At 37.4% G+C, this 15762-nt stretch carries 22 protein-coding genes and 1 pseudogene; 5 read left to right on the forward strand and 18 right to left on the reverse strand.

The window, feature by feature from the left end:
• Positions 1-15: 15 nt before the first annotated feature.
• The 18 genes and pseudogenes from ACIRUQ_RS09985 to ACIRUQ_RS10070 all read right to left on the reverse strand — a co-directional run bounded on the left by ACIRUQ_RS09985 (position 16) and on the right by ACIRUQ_RS10070 (position 12125).
• Positions 16-375, reverse strand: coding sequence for a helix-turn-helix transcriptional regulator (locus ACIRUQ_RS09985; RefSeq protein ID WP_015512809.1), 360 nt, complete (start codon positions 373-375; stop codon positions 16-18).
• A 266-nt stretch (positions 376-641) separates the two neighbouring features.
• Positions 642-1358 (reverse strand): RNA-guided endonuclease InsQ/TnpB family protein, encoded by a 717-nt coding sequence (locus ACIRUQ_RS09990; RefSeq protein ID WP_404856483.1) that lies wholly within the window; start codon positions 1356-1358, stop codon positions 642-644.
• A gap of 41 nt (positions 1359-1399) precedes the next feature.
• Positions 1400-1765, reverse strand: coding sequence for a hypothetical protein (locus tag ACIRUQ_RS09995; RefSeq protein WP_055288765.1), 366 nt, complete (start codon positions 1763-1765; stop codon positions 1400-1402).
• Between the two features lie 147 nt (positions 1766-1912).
• On the reverse strand, positions 1913-2092 hold the full coding sequence (locus ACIRUQ_RS10000; protein ID WP_055288767.1) for a hypothetical protein: 180 nt from the start codon (positions 2090-2092) through the stop codon (positions 1913-1915).
• Positions 2093-2206: 114 nt separating this feature from the next.
• Positions 2207-3097: a LysR family transcriptional regulator gene (locus ACIRUQ_RS10005; RefSeq protein ID WP_055288769.1), complete on the reverse strand. Its 891-nt coding sequence runs from the start codon at positions 3095-3097 to the stop codon at positions 2207-2209.
• A gap of 5 nt (positions 3098-3102) precedes the next feature.
• Positions 3103-3273 carry a hypothetical protein gene (locus ACIRUQ_RS10010; protein WP_156330931.1) on the reverse strand — a complete coding sequence of 57 codons (171 nt, stop codon included), beginning with the start codon at positions 3271-3273 and terminating at the stop codon, positions 3103-3105.
• A complete protein-coding gene (locus ACIRUQ_RS10015) occupies positions 3274-3429 on the reverse strand; it encodes a rubredoxin (RefSeq protein ID WP_055288771.1) in 156 nt (51 codons plus the stop codon).
• A 90-nt stretch (positions 3430-3519) separates the two neighbouring features.
• Positions 3520-3894 (reverse strand): desulfoferrodoxin family protein, encoded by a 375-nt coding sequence (locus tag ACIRUQ_RS10020; RefSeq protein WP_023920586.1) that lies wholly within the window; start codon positions 3892-3894, stop codon positions 3520-3522.
• A 27-nt stretch (positions 3895-3921) separates the two neighbouring features.
• Positions 3922-4866 (reverse strand): L-lactate dehydrogenase, encoded by a 945-nt coding sequence (locus ACIRUQ_RS10025; protein ID WP_082432641.1) that lies wholly within the window; start codon positions 4864-4866, stop codon positions 3922-3924.
• A 27-nt stretch (positions 4867-4893) separates the two neighbouring features.
• Positions 4894-5565, reverse strand: a complete 672-nt coding sequence (gene rbr, locus ACIRUQ_RS10030) for a rubrerythrin (RefSeq protein ID WP_341437035.1) — start codon at positions 5563-5565, stop codon at positions 4894-4896.
• Positions 5566-5670: 105 nt separating this feature from the next.
• Positions 5671-6075 (reverse strand): annotated as a pseudogene (locus ACIRUQ_RS10035) (flavin reductase family protein); the annotation flags it as partial.
• Positions 6068-6475, reverse strand: coding sequence for a Fur family transcriptional regulator (locus ACIRUQ_RS10040; protein ID WP_021739597.1), 408 nt, complete (start codon positions 6473-6475; stop codon positions 6068-6070). The gene ACIRUQ_RS10040 and the pseudogene ACIRUQ_RS10035, both read right to left, overlap by 8 nt.
• A 279-nt stretch (positions 6476-6754) precedes the next feature.
• Entirely contained in the window at positions 6755-7732 is a 978-nt protein-coding gene (locus ACIRUQ_RS10045; protein WP_242831203.1) for an NAD-dependent protein deacetylase, read from the reverse strand.
• A gap of 233 nt (positions 7733-7965) precedes the next feature.
• The gene (locus ACIRUQ_RS10050; protein ID WP_021739592.1) at positions 7966-9156 is read right to left on the reverse strand and encodes an ABC transporter permease; all 1191 of its coding nucleotides are present in this window, start codon (positions 9154-9156) and stop codon (positions 7966-7968) included.
• Positions 9149-10033, reverse strand: a complete 885-nt coding sequence (locus ACIRUQ_RS10055; RefSeq protein ID WP_021739591.1) for an ABC transporter ATP-binding protein — start codon at positions 10031-10033, stop codon at positions 9149-9151. Before ACIRUQ_RS10055 ends, ACIRUQ_RS10050 begins: the two co-directional genes overlap by 8 nt.
• On the reverse strand, positions 10017-10796 hold the full coding sequence (locus ACIRUQ_RS10060; RefSeq protein WP_404856484.1) for a hypothetical protein: 780 nt from the start codon (positions 10794-10796) through the stop codon (positions 10017-10019). Before ACIRUQ_RS10060 ends, ACIRUQ_RS10055 begins: the two co-directional genes overlap by 17 nt.
• The gene (locus ACIRUQ_RS10065) at positions 10783-11322 is read right to left on the reverse strand and encodes an RNA polymerase sigma factor (protein ID WP_005348545.1); all 540 of its coding nucleotides are present in this window, start codon (positions 11320-11322) and stop codon (positions 10783-10785) included. Before ACIRUQ_RS10065 ends, ACIRUQ_RS10060 begins: the two co-directional genes overlap by 14 nt.
• Before the next feature lie 77 nt (positions 11323-11399).
• Positions 11400-12125, reverse strand: coding sequence for a D-alanyl-D-alanine carboxypeptidase family protein (locus ACIRUQ_RS10070; RefSeq protein ID WP_055290464.1), 726 nt, complete (start codon positions 12123-12125; stop codon positions 11400-11402).
• Between the two features lie 241 nt (positions 12126-12366).
• Here ACIRUQ_RS10070 and ACIRUQ_RS10075 point away from each other — a divergent pair, with 241 nt between their 5' ends.
• The 5 genes from ACIRUQ_RS10075 to ACIRUQ_RS10095 all read left to right on the forward strand — a co-directional run bounded on the left by ACIRUQ_RS10075 (position 12367) and on the right by ACIRUQ_RS10095 (position 15652).
• Positions 12367-13284 (forward strand): ParM/StbA family protein, encoded by a 918-nt coding sequence (locus ACIRUQ_RS10075; RefSeq protein WP_024853918.1) that lies wholly within the window; start codon positions 12367-12369, stop codon positions 13282-13284.
• 3 nt (positions 13285-13287) lie between these two features.
• Entirely contained in the window at positions 13288-13671 is a 384-nt protein-coding gene (locus ACIRUQ_RS10080) for a hypothetical protein (RefSeq protein ID WP_055290463.1), read from the forward strand.
• 18 nt (positions 13672-13689) lie between these two features.
• Entirely contained in the window at positions 13690-14406 is a 717-nt protein-coding gene (locus tag ACIRUQ_RS10085; protein WP_055219545.1) for a replication initiator protein A, read from the forward strand.
• Positions 14403-15260, forward strand: a complete 858-nt coding sequence (locus tag ACIRUQ_RS10090) for an ATP-binding protein (protein ID WP_055290462.1) — start codon at positions 14403-14405, stop codon at positions 15258-15260. The genes ACIRUQ_RS10085 and ACIRUQ_RS10090 overlap by 4 nt, the downstream gene beginning before the upstream one ends.
• 170 nt (positions 15261-15430) lie before the next feature.
• Entirely contained in the window at positions 15431-15652 is a 222-nt protein-coding gene (locus ACIRUQ_RS10095) for a DUF3847 domain-containing protein (RefSeq protein ID WP_009265797.1), read from the forward strand.
• The last annotated feature ends 110 nt before the right edge of the window (positions 15653-15762 follow it).

Here is a 15762-nt window from a genome sequence, read left to right on the forward strand (position 1 = left end):
TAATATTAAAAAATATTATTTCTGCCAAAGATGCTCAAATCCCTTGTCAATAATCTCTTTCACATGATCATCTGCCAGCGAGTAGTAAACTATCTGTGCTTCTTTACGGAATTTTACCAGATTCGCTAGGCGTAATGCCTTTAACTGATGCGAAATTGCAGATTTTGTTACCCCCAGTAGCACTGCAAGATCACATACACACATCTCACTCTGTTCTAGAGCGTGTAAGATTTGTACTCTAGTTCCATCTCCAAATAGCTTAAACAAAGAAGCCAACTGGATATAATCATCTTTTGGCTGCATCTTGGATTTCACATCATTCACAATATCCTCATGAATTACATCGCAATTACAAATATAAGACGTTTTTGACATATATCCACCTCCAAATAATAATAGTTGAACAATTACTCAACTATTATTATACTTATTTTTAAATTTATGTCAATAAGCTGATGTTAGTTCCCCATAAATTTTACAAGTGACATGCTCCCACCACTTAAATCACAGATTTTGAAGTGGGGGCTTCTTGCTCAATGGCTCTACTGAGCCAAGTATCTACAAGCTATCCTCGCGTGCCCCGCGATTCATTTTACCCAGTTATGGGATATTTTCATTGTCTGGATACAGACACTTCCCATCTATCCTGCTAACAACATACGACGTGCTTCTTCACGTATATTGATTGCCGCATTCAGATCCCGGTCTATCCGATTTCCACATGTGCAAAGATATACTCTGTCCGAAAGTTTCAGTTCTTTCTTTATATTGCCACATTTACAGCATTTTTTACTGGAAGGAAAAAAACGGTCTACACGTACCAATTTCTTTCCTCTCCATGTCAGTTTATATTCCAGCAATTCCCGAAACTTTCCGTAACCGTTATCCATGACACTTTTTCCAAAATGCATACACTGGCTCATTGCTTTCATGTCAATATCTTCTACTGCAACAACATCATATGCCTCTGCTATTTCATGACTCAGTTTATGCTGAAAATCTTTCCTCTGGTTTCGGATTTTTTCATGACATAATGCAACACGTTTTTTCTGTCGGTAATAATTATTACTTCCTTTCACGCAATGGGATAACTTTCTCTGTTCTCTTGTCAGCCGCTCCTCACTTTTTCTGAAATATCCTTCATTTTCCTTCTGTATATCTTCAGAAAACACAGCCATTCCATGCATTGCATAATCAATTCCAAGTATCTTTGCGTCTTCATAATCAAATTCTTCTGCTTGGTTTTCACAGTCAGATTTTTCATATAATAGACTTGCATAATACTTTCCGGATGGTTCCATACTTATTGTTACGGATTTCAGGCAATATTCTGCCGGAATATCCCGATGCTTTTTCATACGGATCCACTTCAGCTTCGGAAGTTTTATCCGATGATCTTCTACCTGAATATTTCCATGTAATCTTTATCTTTTACATCCAGTACCACCAGTTTATCAATCTCTGATTCCGATAATCCCTGTTCTTTGTAAAGCTCATGTATCTGCTGGTATGCCTCTTTAAAAGGTTCTGATCCATAGTATTCTTCGCTTCCCAGCGTAACATTTTCCAATTCATCTCCGGATGTATTTTTTTCTGTATTTTCTTTTTTCTCATCTGTCTTCTGCTGTACGGTCTGTACCTGGTTTATAGTTTGTTGATTCTTCTTTTCATCCCTGCCAGGTTTTGAAAAGTAGATATATACCATGATTACCATTGCTAAAATAACAACTCCAATAATTGTAAGTACTAATTTCCGCTTTTCCATAAATACACCACCTTCTTTCAGTATGAACCTTTTCGTTTTCTCTTACCTGTTTTCTTTAGAAACACTCCACTATAATATCCAATAAATGCTATCAATATCATTACTGACAGATAATCCAGCAGAAAAGGAAAGATCCCCTTTTCATAATCATAAAATACAAAATGCATCCTCATAATCAGATAATCTCCTATCTGTCTCCTGGGAAATATATTTTTCCATACTTCTGTATGATGCAATTCCGTCACTTGTTCCGACACAGGCATAGGTTGGCGTGAACATGATAACAGTCATGATGATTCCTCCAAGAGCTATCCTCTTTATCTGCATATAGTATCCTCCATTTTCACTTCAGCTAAAGTATAACAAAACGAGACTCCATTAGAAGTCTCGTTTTGTTATTCAGTATTAACCTTTAGGTTTCTACTCGCATGTATTCAATTTTTATTTTACCTTGTTAATAGCATTTATCAGCCGCTTAACCTTAATGGACGGTTTTTTCGAATGAAGAATTCCAAACGGCATAGTATAATCCCACTCTACTGGAATGATTCTGATCAGTGGATGAACACTTTCCCAGCTCTTGAATGCCAGTAATACCTCATTATTGTTTTCGCATCGGTTAAATGCTTCTACATTGTACAGATTAAAGTCTACAATATTGATTTCAGGATGATTTTTCATCATATCATCCCTTAGTATATCGCCATAATAACTCCATCCTCTTTGCATGAGCATAAGATTTTCTCCAGCCAGATCATCAAGTGTAATTTTTTCTTTTTTTGCCAGCCTGTAATGAATTGATACCGCCACACAAAATGGTTCTCTTGAAATCTCAGTGCCATCACAGCATCTGAGTTCAAGCATTGTTTCATCAAAGATTCCAGCTATCACATCAATATTCTTTCCCATATTAGCCAGTATCTCTCTTGCATTCTCTGGTGTATTTTCAAATGTAATCAATCTAAACTTCATCTCCGGATATATTTTCTGTATCTTAGGCCAAAGTTCCACAAAAACTTCCGGTGGCGTCATCGGAGATATTCCAACACGAATGATTTCTTCATTATGATTCATTGCTTCCTGCGCCCGTATCAACGATTCTTTTGAATATTGAATCAGATATTTTGCATCCTGATAAAGCGATTTACCAGCTTCCGTAATAATAAGACCTCTGTGTGTTCTTTCAAATAATTGCAAATTTAAGCTGTTTTCCAAAGAATTTATCTGTTTAATAACCGCAGGTGCACTTATATATAATTCTTCTGCCGCTTTACTAAAACTTCCAGCTTCTACAACACAGATAAATGTATCAAGTTGTGGATTATACATCATGTAATTCACTCCTTTGTTCTTATATACACGTTAGCAATAATGTTTTTTATTTCTATTGCATCCCAGTTATCATGCCAGCGGTTCATGGCGCTCGGATATTGTCCTGACCATTTTTCGGTAGCAGTCTTTAACTGTTTTCTGGCAGCTTCTTCATCAGCAGCTGTATCATAATACATTTATGCTTCTGAGAACTGGTCTTTTCCTACAAAGCATAACGGACATTCAAAATCTTCTGGAATATCCTCCCACTTTGTACCAGGTGCAATACCACCTTCTGGATAGCCCTTCTCCTCATCGTATTCCCATCCGCAAGCATCACATACGTATTTCATTCGTTATTCCTCCTTGTAAATATATTAATACACAGCCTATATTACTGTTATATTTGTGTTGTTCTGTAACCTTAATATGTATAAATGCTTTTAGCATTTCCATAATCCATGCAGGTTACAATATGCATATACTTCTTCTACCTGTTCACCATCGCAAAGACAAAAATCTGCTACCGGCTCCTGCCCTGGATTTAACTGTTTTCTGTATATTCCCTGGTTTGTATTTAATGTAATCCACTCAATGAAATGTTCTTCAAGCATTGGATGTTTTGTCTCTCCGACCACAACATGAACATGACTGCCTTCTATCGTATATACAGGTACATGCTTCTCGACAGCAGCATCTGTCACTCCGGCTTTTAATTCCTGCATAGGTTCTCCGCAACAAATTACAGGTACACCCTTATCCTTTACCTTTTCAACAATGTTTCCACAATGCTTACAAATATAATACCTTACTTCCATGCCTTTTTCTCCTTCCATGTGTAAAATTTATAATTCAATTATCTCCATAATCTTTTTCAATGAATCTGCAGATTCCTTAAGCTTTAACGCTTCCTCGCCGCTTAAATTAATAGGTATATCAGACTCAATACCATCTGCACCTACAATAGCTGGCATACTTAACGATACTCCGTCAATATCATATACTCCATGAATCATGTGTGATACAGGAAGTATTGATTTTTCATCTCTCATAATCACTTCGCAGATTCTTTTTACAGACATTGCAATTCCATAATATGTAGCATGCTTTTTATTTATAATCTCATAAGCACTGTTCTTGACTGCTGTAGCTATTTCTGCCGTGTTTTCCTTGTGCTTGTAATGTCCACGCATTTCACACATTTCACTTAATGGAACACCAGATACATTGGCTGATGACCATGCTACAACTTCGCTGTCTCCATGCTCACCTACTATAAATGCATGAACACTCCTGCTGTCCACAGATAAATGCTCGCCAAGCTTATATCTTAATCTGGCACTATCTAACACAGTACCTGATCCAATAACCCTGTTTTCTGGAAGTCCTGATAACTTTATGGCTACCTGAGTCAGAATATCTACCGGATTCGCGACTACAAGCATGATACCTGCAAAATTTCTCTTTGCTATTTCAGGAATAATTGACTTAAATATTGCTACATTTTTATTTACGAGATCAAGCCTTGTCTCTCCCGGTTTCTGTCCCGCTCCGGCAGATATGACAACAATTGCAGCATCAGCCACATCATCATAATCTCCGGCATATATTTTCATCGGACTCGCAAATGGAATACCATGACTGATATCCATCGCTTCTCCTTCTGCCTTGTTCTTATCTGCATCGATAAGGACAATCTCTGTAAACAAGCCACTCTGCATCAGAGCAAATACCGATGCAGAACCAACAAAGCCACAGCCTATCATTACTGCTTTTTTTGAATTAATCACTTTCTTCTTCGTAATAATCTCATCTCCTTAATAATTCTCTTCATGTACTTCAAAATAGCTCTGTGGATGATTACATACCGGACATACTTCAGGCGCCTTAGTTCCTACTACAATATGTCCGCAGTTACGGCATTCCCATACCTTAATTTCGCTCTTTTCAAATACCTGTGCAGTTTCAATATTCTTAAGAAGTGCTCGATATCTTTCCTCATGGTGCTTCTCAATCTCACCTACTGCCCTGAATTTTGCTGCAAGCTCAGGGAATCCTTCTTCCTCAGCTGTTTTAGCAAAGCCTTCATACATATCTGTCCACTCATAATTTTCGCCTTCTGCCGCTGCCGCCAGGTTTTCCTTTGTATCACCAATTCCTGCTAATTCCTTGAACCACATCTTTGCATGTTCTTTCTCATTATCTGCAGTCTTTAAAAACAATGCTGACATCTGCTCGTAACCTTCCTTTTTTGCTACAGAAGCAAAATAGGTATACTTATTTCTTGCCTGTGATTCCCCTGCAAATGCCTCCTGTAAATTCTTCTCTGTCTGTGTTCCTGCATATTTGTTTGCTACCATCTCTTTTACCTCTGTTTTCTTTACTACTTTTTCAAAATCTGATGCCGGGTGCTTGCACAAAGGACATATAAAGTCATCTGGTAATTCCTCGCCTACATATTCATATCCGCAAATTCTGCAACGCCATATTGTCTGACTGTCCTCTGTTTTTCCAACCTCCTGTGGCTTAGGCTTAATATTATTCTGATAATAATCATATGTTACTGAAGGAACATTGCTTAAAACTTCCATATCGGTTATCTCACCGATAAACATCGTATGTGAACCCAAGTCCTCTGTTTTAGTAACTGTCACAGAAATGTATGCATTTGTACCTTCTGTAATATAATAAATACCATTTGTGCCCCTGGCACACTGCTCAAATGCTTCAAACTTATTGGTATCTCTTCCTGATTGGAAGCCAAAATGTTTGACCAATTCAAATTGTGCCTTCTGACTTAAGACTGATACAGTAAATTTTCCGGTTCTTTGAATCATATCATGCGTATAATTTGCCTTATTTACACAGATACTTAACTGGTTTGGTTCCGAAGCTGCCTGAATGGCTGTATTAATGATGCATCCGTTATCTTTTTCTGCTTCTTTAGCGGTCAATATAAACAGTCCATAACTCAACTTATACATTGCTTTTCTATCCATGCTGTTCCTCCTTTACCTTCTCCCTGCATTTCGGGCAAATGCCTTTAAATGAAATATCATAATCCACAAATTCAATTCCATGAGTGTTATGAATTCTTTCCAGCAAATCCGGTATTTGATCCATATCCACATCAAAAACTTCACCGCACTTTATACATCTTACATGGTAATGATTTTTCAATGTAAAATCAAATCGGTTCGGTCCATCCGGAACTTCAACCTTTCTTAATGCACCTTCCTCTACCAATATATCAAGATTTCTATATACAGTTCCTTTTCCAATTCTTGGATATGCTTCTTTTATAAATTCATACACTTCATTTGCCGTAACGTGTCTTCTCATTTCGTATACGGTATTTCTTACAAGATCTTTTTGAATAGTATTTCTCCTACTTGTCATTAGTCCTCCTTATTAGGATTAGTTCTTAATAAGGATTATATACCACTATCATCCTGTTGTCAATAAAAATAGTAATAATTCTCATTATTATAAAAAACTGCCAAACTGAGCATCTTTTACCTGAATAACTATTTTATTTTTCGTTCAAATACATATTCTGAATCTGAAGATAAATCAGACCTAAATGCAAAACTGCACCCACAATATCCCTGAGTGCAGTTTTTTATCAATCAATATTCTAATGTTTCTCCATCAAGTGGAATATCAAGAACAAGTATCCTATACAAATGCACTTTCCTCTTTTGCTTTCTGCAAATCTTTTAACACTGTTCCTATATCTCCCAAAATAGCAATCCCCTTATCTTCAATGAATTCCGGCAAAAACTGATATTCTGAATTTACGGAGATATAATATGCATCTTTCAAGCTGTTTGTCAGTTCCCAAAACGGTTCCTGTATAAACATCGGTGTCATGCGCCCTACTCCAAGTTCTATAAAGAGAATTTTTCTATCTTTGTTCTTTTGAATGTATTTTGAGATTTTCTCATATTCTTCTTCGTATTTTTTCCCTTGCAGAAAATTCCCATATCCTCTTACCCACGGAAACATTTCCTCACCACAATGAGGGCAGCGAGGAATCAGTTCATCCGGCACCATTGTTCCCTCTCCCATAGCCGCAATCATATCTGCCACAGGTTGTACGGCATCCCATGTTTCATCCTGACAACACTGGGAACACTGGAAGAAACGATGATCTCCCTGAATCTCACTGACCTTTTCTTCCGGATAAATCTTTACAAACTGTGTATCCTGATTAGTCGTTAAGATATGAAAATCCTTTCCCTGCAAAATTCTATCCAAATCCAGATATGGCTCTCTGATAGGAGCATTTTGTGTAGTATTTAAAAAGGTTGCCACATATCCCCAGTGTTCATTTCTTGTAGAAAACCGATGCATCATTCCGCTAAAAGCACCTTTGAATCCATACTTATCTGCAAATTTTCCAAAATGCTCACGAAAAGAAGGGGTATCACTATAATAAAAGTCACCACCTCCAGCTGCTGATAAACCGGATGCTCCGCCTACTATGATACAATCTGCCTCCTGCACTCTGCGAACAAATTCCTGAATCTGTTCCTCATAAGGAAGTGGTTTTTGTTTGCTCAACACTACAGCAGTACCGCCGGATGCATAGGTACTATAGTGTCTGGAATAGTTCATTTGTGTTTTCATTACCAAATTTTCGTAACAGCTCATTTTTTTCATTCTCCTATCTCACAACTGTAATATCTTTAACTACCTTACTTAGTCTATCTCAGGAGTTATATCCACCGATTGGATTTTACATTGGAAAAAATCTATCCAGTCTTTTAACAAAATAAGCATAATTTACGGCGGGCAACTTGCCCGCCGTAAATCTTTAAATTATGCTTTGATTTTTCCAGAAAATATTTTACTTACTTTGTTTTTCATGAGTATGAATACAATTTTTACTTATTTCCGTATCTGCGAAAACTCTTATAAATAAAAGGCAGTAAGGCTATTGCCATCACTGTATACATTACCATTACAAGCGGAATTTGTCGAAATACACAATTCCCAATCTGATAAATAAGTGGGACTTTTACACTTGCCTGTACATTTGTCAAAATTGTTGGTATCAAATTAAAAAGCGTTGTATACCCAGAAAATGCCCGTCCTATAAATGGCAATAAGCAATATAAAAAGAACGGTATGCAAACAGCGACACTAATTGTATGCATTTTAGCCGCTACTAACATAGACACCACAGCCGCCAACATACTGGCTATAAATCCACATACAACTGTCAACAAATAGTATTGTCCATATGACATAATGTAAATACTATATGCCTGATACATTTGATAAGGTGTATTCATACCACTGGTTCCCATAATTCCAAAACAAATCACACTAAGTAATATAATTCCCATACAATAAATCATAACTGTCGTAGCTATTCCTGCCAGTATTTTTGTTTTAACAGCTTTTGTACGTCCATACTTTGTAGAGAAAAATACTGCATCTGCTTTTGTCTGAAAATCATCTGCAAATATTCCAGCACAAATAAAACCAACTATGATTGCCAGAATAATAGAATACGTTTCTACATACATAATCATAGTATCCCACGAACTATAAGATTCGTATTCTACTGGTAATTTTATTTCATTATATTTCTTTTCCAAGTATTTTTTCTGAACAGAAGTCTTTCCATATTCTTCTGCCATCTTTTCCATATTTTTATGATAAGTGTCATAGAACTCTTGTATATTTTCTTCTGTAATTTGATTTAGAACACTTTCATCATATTCTGCATCCGGTGTTAATACCGATATTATAAAACCCCTAATATCATCTATCGGTTGTAATGTCGTTCCATAAATCGCATTTTCTTCTGAGGATTGTGTCATCGCATTTTTATTTTGTTCTATAACTTTTCCAAGTTCATCTTCTGTCAATGTACCTTTCCATGCTCGTCTGTTATCTGTAAGTTTTCTTGTTGCCATAATTCCAGTACTAGCATTTCCATTCTCATCCACATAACGATTACTTGTAACTGCAAATCCGCTAAAAATGACAGCAAGTATCAATGCCAATCCGATTGCAAATACATTAATTTTCTTTGAAAAAATTCGTTTTAATTCTAATTTAAGCATCTTGTTTTTCCTCCGATTTTTCTCCAAAATAAAATAGAAATGCATCTTCCAGATTTTTTTCTACAGCCACAGCATCTTCTGTTGGCTTTTCTATTGAAATAATTCTAAGCTCTGCTCCGGTTTTTGTTGTTTTTATATTTCCAACCAAATATTCATTCATATATTTGTCTATCATATTTCTCGAAACATTACATTGCCATACCTTTTCTTTCATAGAAGATACTAAATCTTCCGCAGTACCTGCATAAAAAAGTTCTCCATCTTTCATTAACATAATATTATTCGCAATGTATTCAATATCCGATACAATATGTGTAGACAAAAGCACCAAACGCTCTTCCGACAATTCACTAATTAAATTACGAAAACGTATTCTTTCATTCGGGTCTAATCCAGCGGTAGGTTCGTCCAGGACAAGAATTTGCGGATCGTTTAACATCGCCTGTGCTATTCCTACACGTCTAACCATTCCTCCAGACAAATTCTTCATTTTTCTTTTACTGAATTTTTCCATTCCTACTTGATTTAATAATTGCTTCACTTTTTTTCTGGCAAACGCAATTTTTAACCCTTTTATAGAAGAAATGTACATCATATAATCATATACGGTCAAATCTGGATAATATCCAAAATCCTGTGGTAAATATCCCAGAACTTCTCGGTATTCACCTCCTAGTTTCCATATATCTTTACCATTCCATAATATTTGTCCTTCTGATGGTTGAACAATCGTACAAAGCATACGCATTAATGTGGTCTTTCCTGCTCCATTTACTCCAAGCAGTCCATAAATTCCTTTTTCCATAACACAATTCACTTTATTAACAGCATTTACTTCTCCGTATTGTTTTGTTACATTTTTAAATTCTAATTTCATACGTGTAATCCTCCAAAATTTTTTCATCAAATACCAATGACTTCTGAACACAAAAAATAAAATATACAAAAGTCAATATCAGCATAGCCACCCATACCGGAGTTACAATTTTCTGATAAATAACATCATTTGCAACAATCATCATCCATAAACCAACCCATACCAGACAGGAAAGCACTGCTATATATTCTGATTTTTCCCATCTGCTGTACAATACACGAAAACATATACAACATGAAACATTTACCGGAAGCAAAAAATTAACCACCAAATCACTTAACGAGAGTATTGTTGTTTGATATGTAATTGCCAAAAACACCATAACGATCACCAGATCCACTACTCCAAACATTAACATTCTTGCTGTACAAATCTGACGCAGTGTGTAATAAGACGCCTGCTCAATCTCAATCGCACCATTTCTTCTGTTTTTCCAAATTTCCGGGACAATCAGAACCACAAATATGGTGGCAGATATTCCCATAATCCTCATCATATCTTTTATGTCTGACGTATAATTACTCAACCATATCCATAGACACATAAGAACACAACCTTGTAAAATCCACCATCTTTTTTTTATGAATTTTGTCTGCTCATACAAAAATTCAAAATAAGATGTTCTATGCGATTGTTTCGATAAAATTGACTCTGACAAAATATTCTGACATACTTTTACTGTTCTGTTTTCTGCTTCAATCCTTACATACTTTTCTTCAATCTCCTCTTTATATTCCTTTATTTGTTGCTTATAATTCTTCATCTTTTTTCACCTCCAACTCTTTCATTAAAAGTTCTTTTGCCCTTCCGATTCGATATTTTACAAGAGAAAGTTTGATATGAAGTAATTCTGCAATTTCTCTTTGCTTCAATTCCTGAAAAAAATATAAAACTGCCGTTTCTCTAATTTCTTCCGGTAACTTTCTCACTGCCTGTTCAATAGTTAATCGGACTCCTAGCTCTTCTACATGATTTTTACTACAGTCCTCTGATTTTAGCAGTTCCTCTGATGGAATATCTTTTTTCTTTTTGTAATAATTTTTAACGGTATTTCCGGCAATTGTATAAAGATAATTCTTAACTTTTCCATATTCTTTATATCTATATAAATTGGAAAAGAAACGTGTAAACACTTCTTGTGTCAAATCCTCTGCCTCATAGGGATCATTGATATGTAGCAAACAATATTGATATATACTTGAGTAATATTTTTTGACCAGTTTTTCACACGCATCTTCATCTCCTGCTCTTGCTAGATGTACTAACAAAGAATCAGTTTTGTATTCCATTCGCAAATTTGCCTCCCTCTGTTTTCTAAATAATATAACAATCCTACTATAAAAAAAGTTAGGATTTTCTTTTGTTTTTATTTATATTTTTCTAAATATTCTTCCAAACATAAATTTTCTTCTTTCATTATTTTAGCGACAGTCGTTCCAACATAACGGTAATGCCATGGTTCATTACTAATTCCTGTTATATCCGTTTTATCTTCCGGGTAACGTTTTACAAACCCATATTTATATGCATTTTCGTCTAACCATTGATATACTTTTTCAGAAGAACATTTGTCGGTATCCGCATTAATATCAACACTCAGTCCTAATTGGTGTTCGCTTGTATCGGGAATTGCAACATATTTCTCGGCTCTTTTTTTTGCTTCTTTCGCAGAATATCCTTGTTTTTCATATTCATTGATTTTCTCGTCCATAATTTTTTGTTGTTCTTCTGTTGTTCGATATCCTTCTCTAACAAACAGTGCCAGCCCCTCAGCTCTTGCATCATTAAACATTTGTTGTAATTCTGGATAAATCCGTGAATCTACTTTTTTACCATTCGATAATTCTGTCAATTCTACTTGATAATTATTTGGAATATAATGATTTCGATCGACCAAAATAAGATTCCATTCACCCGAAGTGTCTGCAAAGGACTTTTCTGACTGCGAAATTTTCGGTAATGTTAATTCTCCAACCTGCACATCGATTTTTATTGTTCTCCACATTACAACGGTTATTATGATAGTCATTAAAAGAATGAATACTCGTAAAATATTCTTTCTTCTACGATTGCTGTATCTTCTTTTGTTCATTTTCTCTCCCACACTTTCATTATCAAAATATTTCTACTTTTAATATAATTAACAACCAAAACGACAAAAGAGTTAGTATCTAAACTTATTTATCAATAAAAAGTTTATTTTTTCTCAATTCCAGCTCAATTTCCCCTCAATGCCTTTTTCCTCCGATTTTCGTATGCTTATCCCACAGCAGAGCAGTACCACACCGGTACGACCTGCTGAATCAATCAATACGAAAACGGAGGTATTTTTTATGCGAGAACTCAGAAACACAAAAATCATTGCTGTAGATCATGGCTACGGCAATATGAAAACAGCAAACACCGTCACCCCAACCGGCATCAAAGCCTATGAAACTGAACCGATCTTCACCGGGAATATTCTGGAATACAACGGCATTTACTACCGGATCGGCGAAGGACACAAAGAATTTATCCCGGATAAAGCTATGGACGAAGAATATTATCTTCTGACACTAATGGCTATTGCAAGGGAACTGAATGTCTTTTCCATCCGTGAAGCAGATGTTCATCTGGCTGCCGGACTTCCTCTCACATGGATCAGAAATCAAAGAGAAGCTTTTCGTTCCTATCTGCTCCAGAATCCAGAAGTCCATTACCTTTTTAACGGCAAAGAGTATCATCTCCGCTTTGTGGGATGCAGCCTTTACCCACAGGGGTATCCGGCTATCGTAAACCAACTAGGAAATTTCAAGGGAACCAATCTCCTTGCAGATATCGGAAACGGAACCATGAACATTCTGTATGTCAACAATAAGAAAGCGCAGGAGAGCCGATGCTGGACAGAAAAACTTGGTGTAAACCAGTGCATGATTGCCGCAAAGAACGCTGTTCTGGACAAATTCGGAGTGAAAATTGAAGAATCCACAGTAGAACAGATTCTGCGGTTTGGAACAGCTGACATTTCAGCACCATATCTGGATTGTATCAGTTCTATTGCCAGACAGTATGTGGCAGAACTTTTTTCCACGCTCCGCAAATATGAATACAATCCTGACCTGATGCGCCTGTATGTAGTTGGCGGCGGTGGATGCCTGATCCGTAACTTCGGAACGTATGACAAATCACGAGTCACCATCATTGATGACATCTGCGCCACCGCCAAAGGTTACGAATCTCTGGCTTATATGAGCCTGAAAAGGAGGGGATAAACCATGCAGAACAATATCCGCAACACCAACCTGCGCTTTAATCTGGGCAAAGAACAGCAGCGGAGAGCCTGGGAATATTTACAGACAATGGACAGGCAGGATTTTAAATCTTACAGTCAGGTAATCTCTCTTGCACTGGTAGATTATTTTGACCGCTACTACCGCACACAGGCTGATCCTTATCTGGAAACAAGAGAACGGGAAGAACTTTTTGTGAAACAGATTGTAGATGCAGTGGAAAACAGTCTGAAACAGGCATTGCCACTTTTTCTTTCCGGACTGACTGCAGGCATGGCGCAAAGGGAGCCCCAAATCAGGGCGTCCTTTCCAACACCTGAAAATTCACAGCCAGATAGTGATGTAGACTGGGATTTTCTTGGAGAATAACTGATTGGAGGTGAACACATGACGGACTTTCTGACAGCAGACACCAACCTGCCATCTTATATGATGTTTCCCCGTTTTCTTCTGGACATGGAAATAAACGAAACTGCCAAAATGCTTTATATTATCCTGCTCGACCGGGCAAGGCTTTCCCAGAAAAATGAGGGCTGGTCAGATATCAATGGTCATGTGTTCATTTACTTTACAATTGAAGCACTGGCAGAAGTTCTCCATAAAAGCCAGATGACGGTTAAAACTGCTCTGGCAGTACTGGAAAAACAGGAGCTTATCTTCCGAAAACGGCAGGGACCCGGACAGCCCAATCGGATTTATGTAAAACTCCCAAAAGAAACCATCCACTATACAGACAGATTTCTTTCCCTAAGACAGACAGAAAACTGTCCTATTGACAGACAGGATTCTTTCCCTGATACAGACAGAAAACTGTCTGGTAATAAGAAAGAGATAAAAAAGAACAATTTAGAAAAAAGAGGGAGTAAGGAGCCACTCTCACCCTATGGAAAATTTCAAAATGTTTTTCTGTCAGAAAAAGAGCTTGAAGATATCCGGCAGACAATCCCTGACTGGAAGGATTATATTGAACGCTTATCCGGTTATATGGCTTCTACCGGAAAGCAATATCAGAACCATGCAGCTACCATCATCAGTTGGGCAAGACAGGATCATCCTGCTTCCCGGCAAAGGAATTACGAAAGTGAGGAATACGAAACACTATGACAAGATTTACAGAAAAAGCAACCGCTATAACACCAAACAGAGAGATTCAGCCTGATGAATATTTTAACGAAACAGACCACCTGATCTACTGTTCCAAATGCAATACGCCAAGACAATGCCGGCATGAATTACAGGGAAAGGTTCTTATTCCTTCCATCCGCTGTAAATGCCAGCAGGAAATCTTTGAGCAGGAAGAGGCCCAGAGAAAACTTCATGAAAAACAAATGGAAATAGAGCATCTTAAAACCAGCGGCTTACAGGACAAAGCACTCTATGACTACACTTTTGCCAGGGATAACGGCATCAATCCGGAAATAAAACTGGCACACAATTATGTAAGTAACTGGGAAGAGATGAAAGCAAACGCTTCCGGATTTCTCATCTGGGGTGATGTAGGTACTGGAAAATCTTTTTTTGCAGGCTGCATTGCCAATGCCCTTCTGGAAAAAGGCGTTCCTGTACTGATGACCAACTTTTCCCGGATTCTGAATACCCTTACCGGAATGCATTTTGAAGACAGAAACCAGTTCATCAACAGCTTAAACCGCTACAGTCTTCTGATTATTGATGATCTCGGAATTGAGCGGAACTCTGACTTTGCACTGGAACAGGTATTCAATGTGATTGACAGCCGTTACCGCAGTAAAAAGCCCCTGATCATAACGACCAATCTCACTTTATCAGAGCTGAATAACGCCGCTGATATCGCACACAAACGAATTTATGACCGCATTCTAGAGAGATGTATTCCTGTCCGTATCAATAACCGGAATATCCGTCAGGACAACGCTTCCGCCAATTTGAAAGAGGCGAAGAAAATCCTGCTAAGCAATCCTGATTTGAACCAGAATTGAAACAACGGAGTATAACTCAATAGTTATTTCTCACTGGCAGTGGTGCTACTTTCTTTTCATATTCATCACCAGAAATATGCCACTGTCAGTTATCCGAAACTATAGTACTAGACCAGAAGATTTTGAAACCAAAATTGCCCGGATACGGGCATAAAAAGGAGGTGCCAGATATGGCAGATAAAAGGACAATAACACCAGAAGAAAAGGCACTTTTACAGGCAAAGCACCGTCAGGAAGAAGCTGAAGCAAGAAATCGGAAAAAAGAGCGTGATGCCAGAACACACCGATTAGTCCAGGAAGGAGCAATTCTGGAAAGTATTGTTCCCCATATTAAAGAAATGGATTTAGATTCCCTAAAACGGGAGCTGATGATCCGGTTACGGGGAATGTAAACGCACAAGTTCTACTCCCGAAGGGCGCACTTACTCACCACCTGATAAATCAGGCAGTGGTATCCCCTTCGGGGCTCGTGCGCTCTGCCGAGGGCTTTATCCGCTGTTGC

The organism is Eubacterium ramulus (assembly GCF_045002895.1).
GTDB lineage: Bacteria > Bacillota > Clostridia > Lachnospirales > Lachnospiraceae > Eubacterium_I > Eubacterium_I ramulus.

What these genes read in the sequence shown, in the direction of transcription:
- ACIRUQ_RS09985 (WP_015512809.1), bottom strand. Translation starts at nt 375, where the DNA reads ATGTCAAAAACGTCTTATATTTGTAATTGCGATGTAATTCATGAGGAT.
- ACIRUQ_RS09990 (WP_404856483.1), bottom strand. Translation starts at nt 1,358, where the DNA reads ATGAAAAAGCATCGGGATATTCCGGCAGAATATTGCCTGAAATCCGTA.
- ACIRUQ_RS09995 (WP_055288765.1), bottom strand. Translation starts at nt 1,765, where the DNA reads ATGGAAAAGCGGAAATTAGTACTTACAATTATTGGAGTTGTTATTTTA.
- ACIRUQ_RS10000 (WP_055288767.1), bottom strand. Translation starts at nt 2,092, where the DNA reads ATGCAGATAAAGAGGATAGCTCTTGGAGGAATCATCATGACTGTTATC.
- ACIRUQ_RS10005 (WP_055288769.1), bottom strand. Translation starts at nt 3,097, where the DNA reads ATGATGTATAATCCACAACTTGATACATTTATCTGTGTTGTAGAAGCT.
- ACIRUQ_RS10010 (WP_156330931.1), bottom strand. Translation starts at nt 3,273, where the DNA reads ATGTATTATGATACAGCTGCTGATGAAGAAGCTGCCAGAAAACAGTTA.
- ACIRUQ_RS10015 (WP_055288771.1), bottom strand. Translation starts at nt 3,429, where the DNA reads ATGAAATACGTATGTGATGCTTGCGGATGGGAATACGATGAGGAGAAG.
- ACIRUQ_RS10020 (WP_023920586.1), bottom strand. Translation starts at nt 3,894, where the DNA reads ATGGAAGTAAGGTATTATATTTGTAAGCATTGTGGAAACATTGTTGAA.
- ACIRUQ_RS10040 (WP_021739597.1), bottom strand. Translation starts at nt 6,475, where the DNA reads ATGACAAGTAGGAGAAATACTATTCAAAAAGATCTTGTAAGAAATACC.
- ACIRUQ_RS10045 (WP_242831203.1), bottom strand. Translation starts at nt 7,732, where the DNA reads ATGAGCTGTTACGAAAATTTGGTAATGAAAACACAAATGAACTATTCC.
- ACIRUQ_RS10050 (WP_021739592.1), bottom strand. Translation starts at nt 9,156, where the DNA reads ATGCTTAAATTAGAATTAAAACGAATTTTTTCAAAGAAAATTAATGTA.
- ACIRUQ_RS10055 (WP_021739591.1), bottom strand. Translation starts at nt 10,033, where the DNA reads ATGAAATTAGAATTTAAAAATGTAACAAAACAATACGGAGAAGTAAAT.
- ACIRUQ_RS10060 (WP_404856484.1), bottom strand. Translation starts at nt 10,796, where the DNA reads ATGAAGAATTATAAGCAACAAATAAAGGAATATAAAGAGGAGATTGAA.
- ACIRUQ_RS10065 (WP_005348545.1), bottom strand. Translation starts at nt 11,322, where the DNA reads ATGGAATACAAAACTGATTCTTTGTTAGTACATCTAGCAAGAGCAGGA.
- ACIRUQ_RS10070 (WP_055290464.1), bottom strand. Translation starts at nt 12,125, where the DNA reads ATGAACAAAAGAAGATACAGCAATCGTAGAAGAAAGAATATTTTACGA.
- ACIRUQ_RS10075 (WP_024853918.1), top strand. Translation starts at nt 12,367, where the DNA reads ATGCGAGAACTCAGAAACACAAAAATCATTGCTGTAGATCATGGCTAC.
- ACIRUQ_RS10080 (WP_055290463.1), top strand. Translation starts at nt 13,288, where the DNA reads ATGCAGAACAATATCCGCAACACCAACCTGCGCTTTAATCTGGGCAAA.
- ACIRUQ_RS10085 (WP_055219545.1), top strand. Translation starts at nt 13,690, where the DNA reads ATGACGGACTTTCTGACAGCAGACACCAACCTGCCATCTTATATGATG.
- ACIRUQ_RS10090 (WP_055290462.1), top strand. Translation starts at nt 14,403, where the DNA reads ATGACAAGATTTACAGAAAAAGCAACCGCTATAACACCAAACAGAGAG.
- ACIRUQ_RS10095 (WP_009265797.1), top strand. Translation starts at nt 15,431, where the DNA reads ATGGCAGATAAAAGGACAATAACACCAGAAGAAAAGGCACTTTTACAG.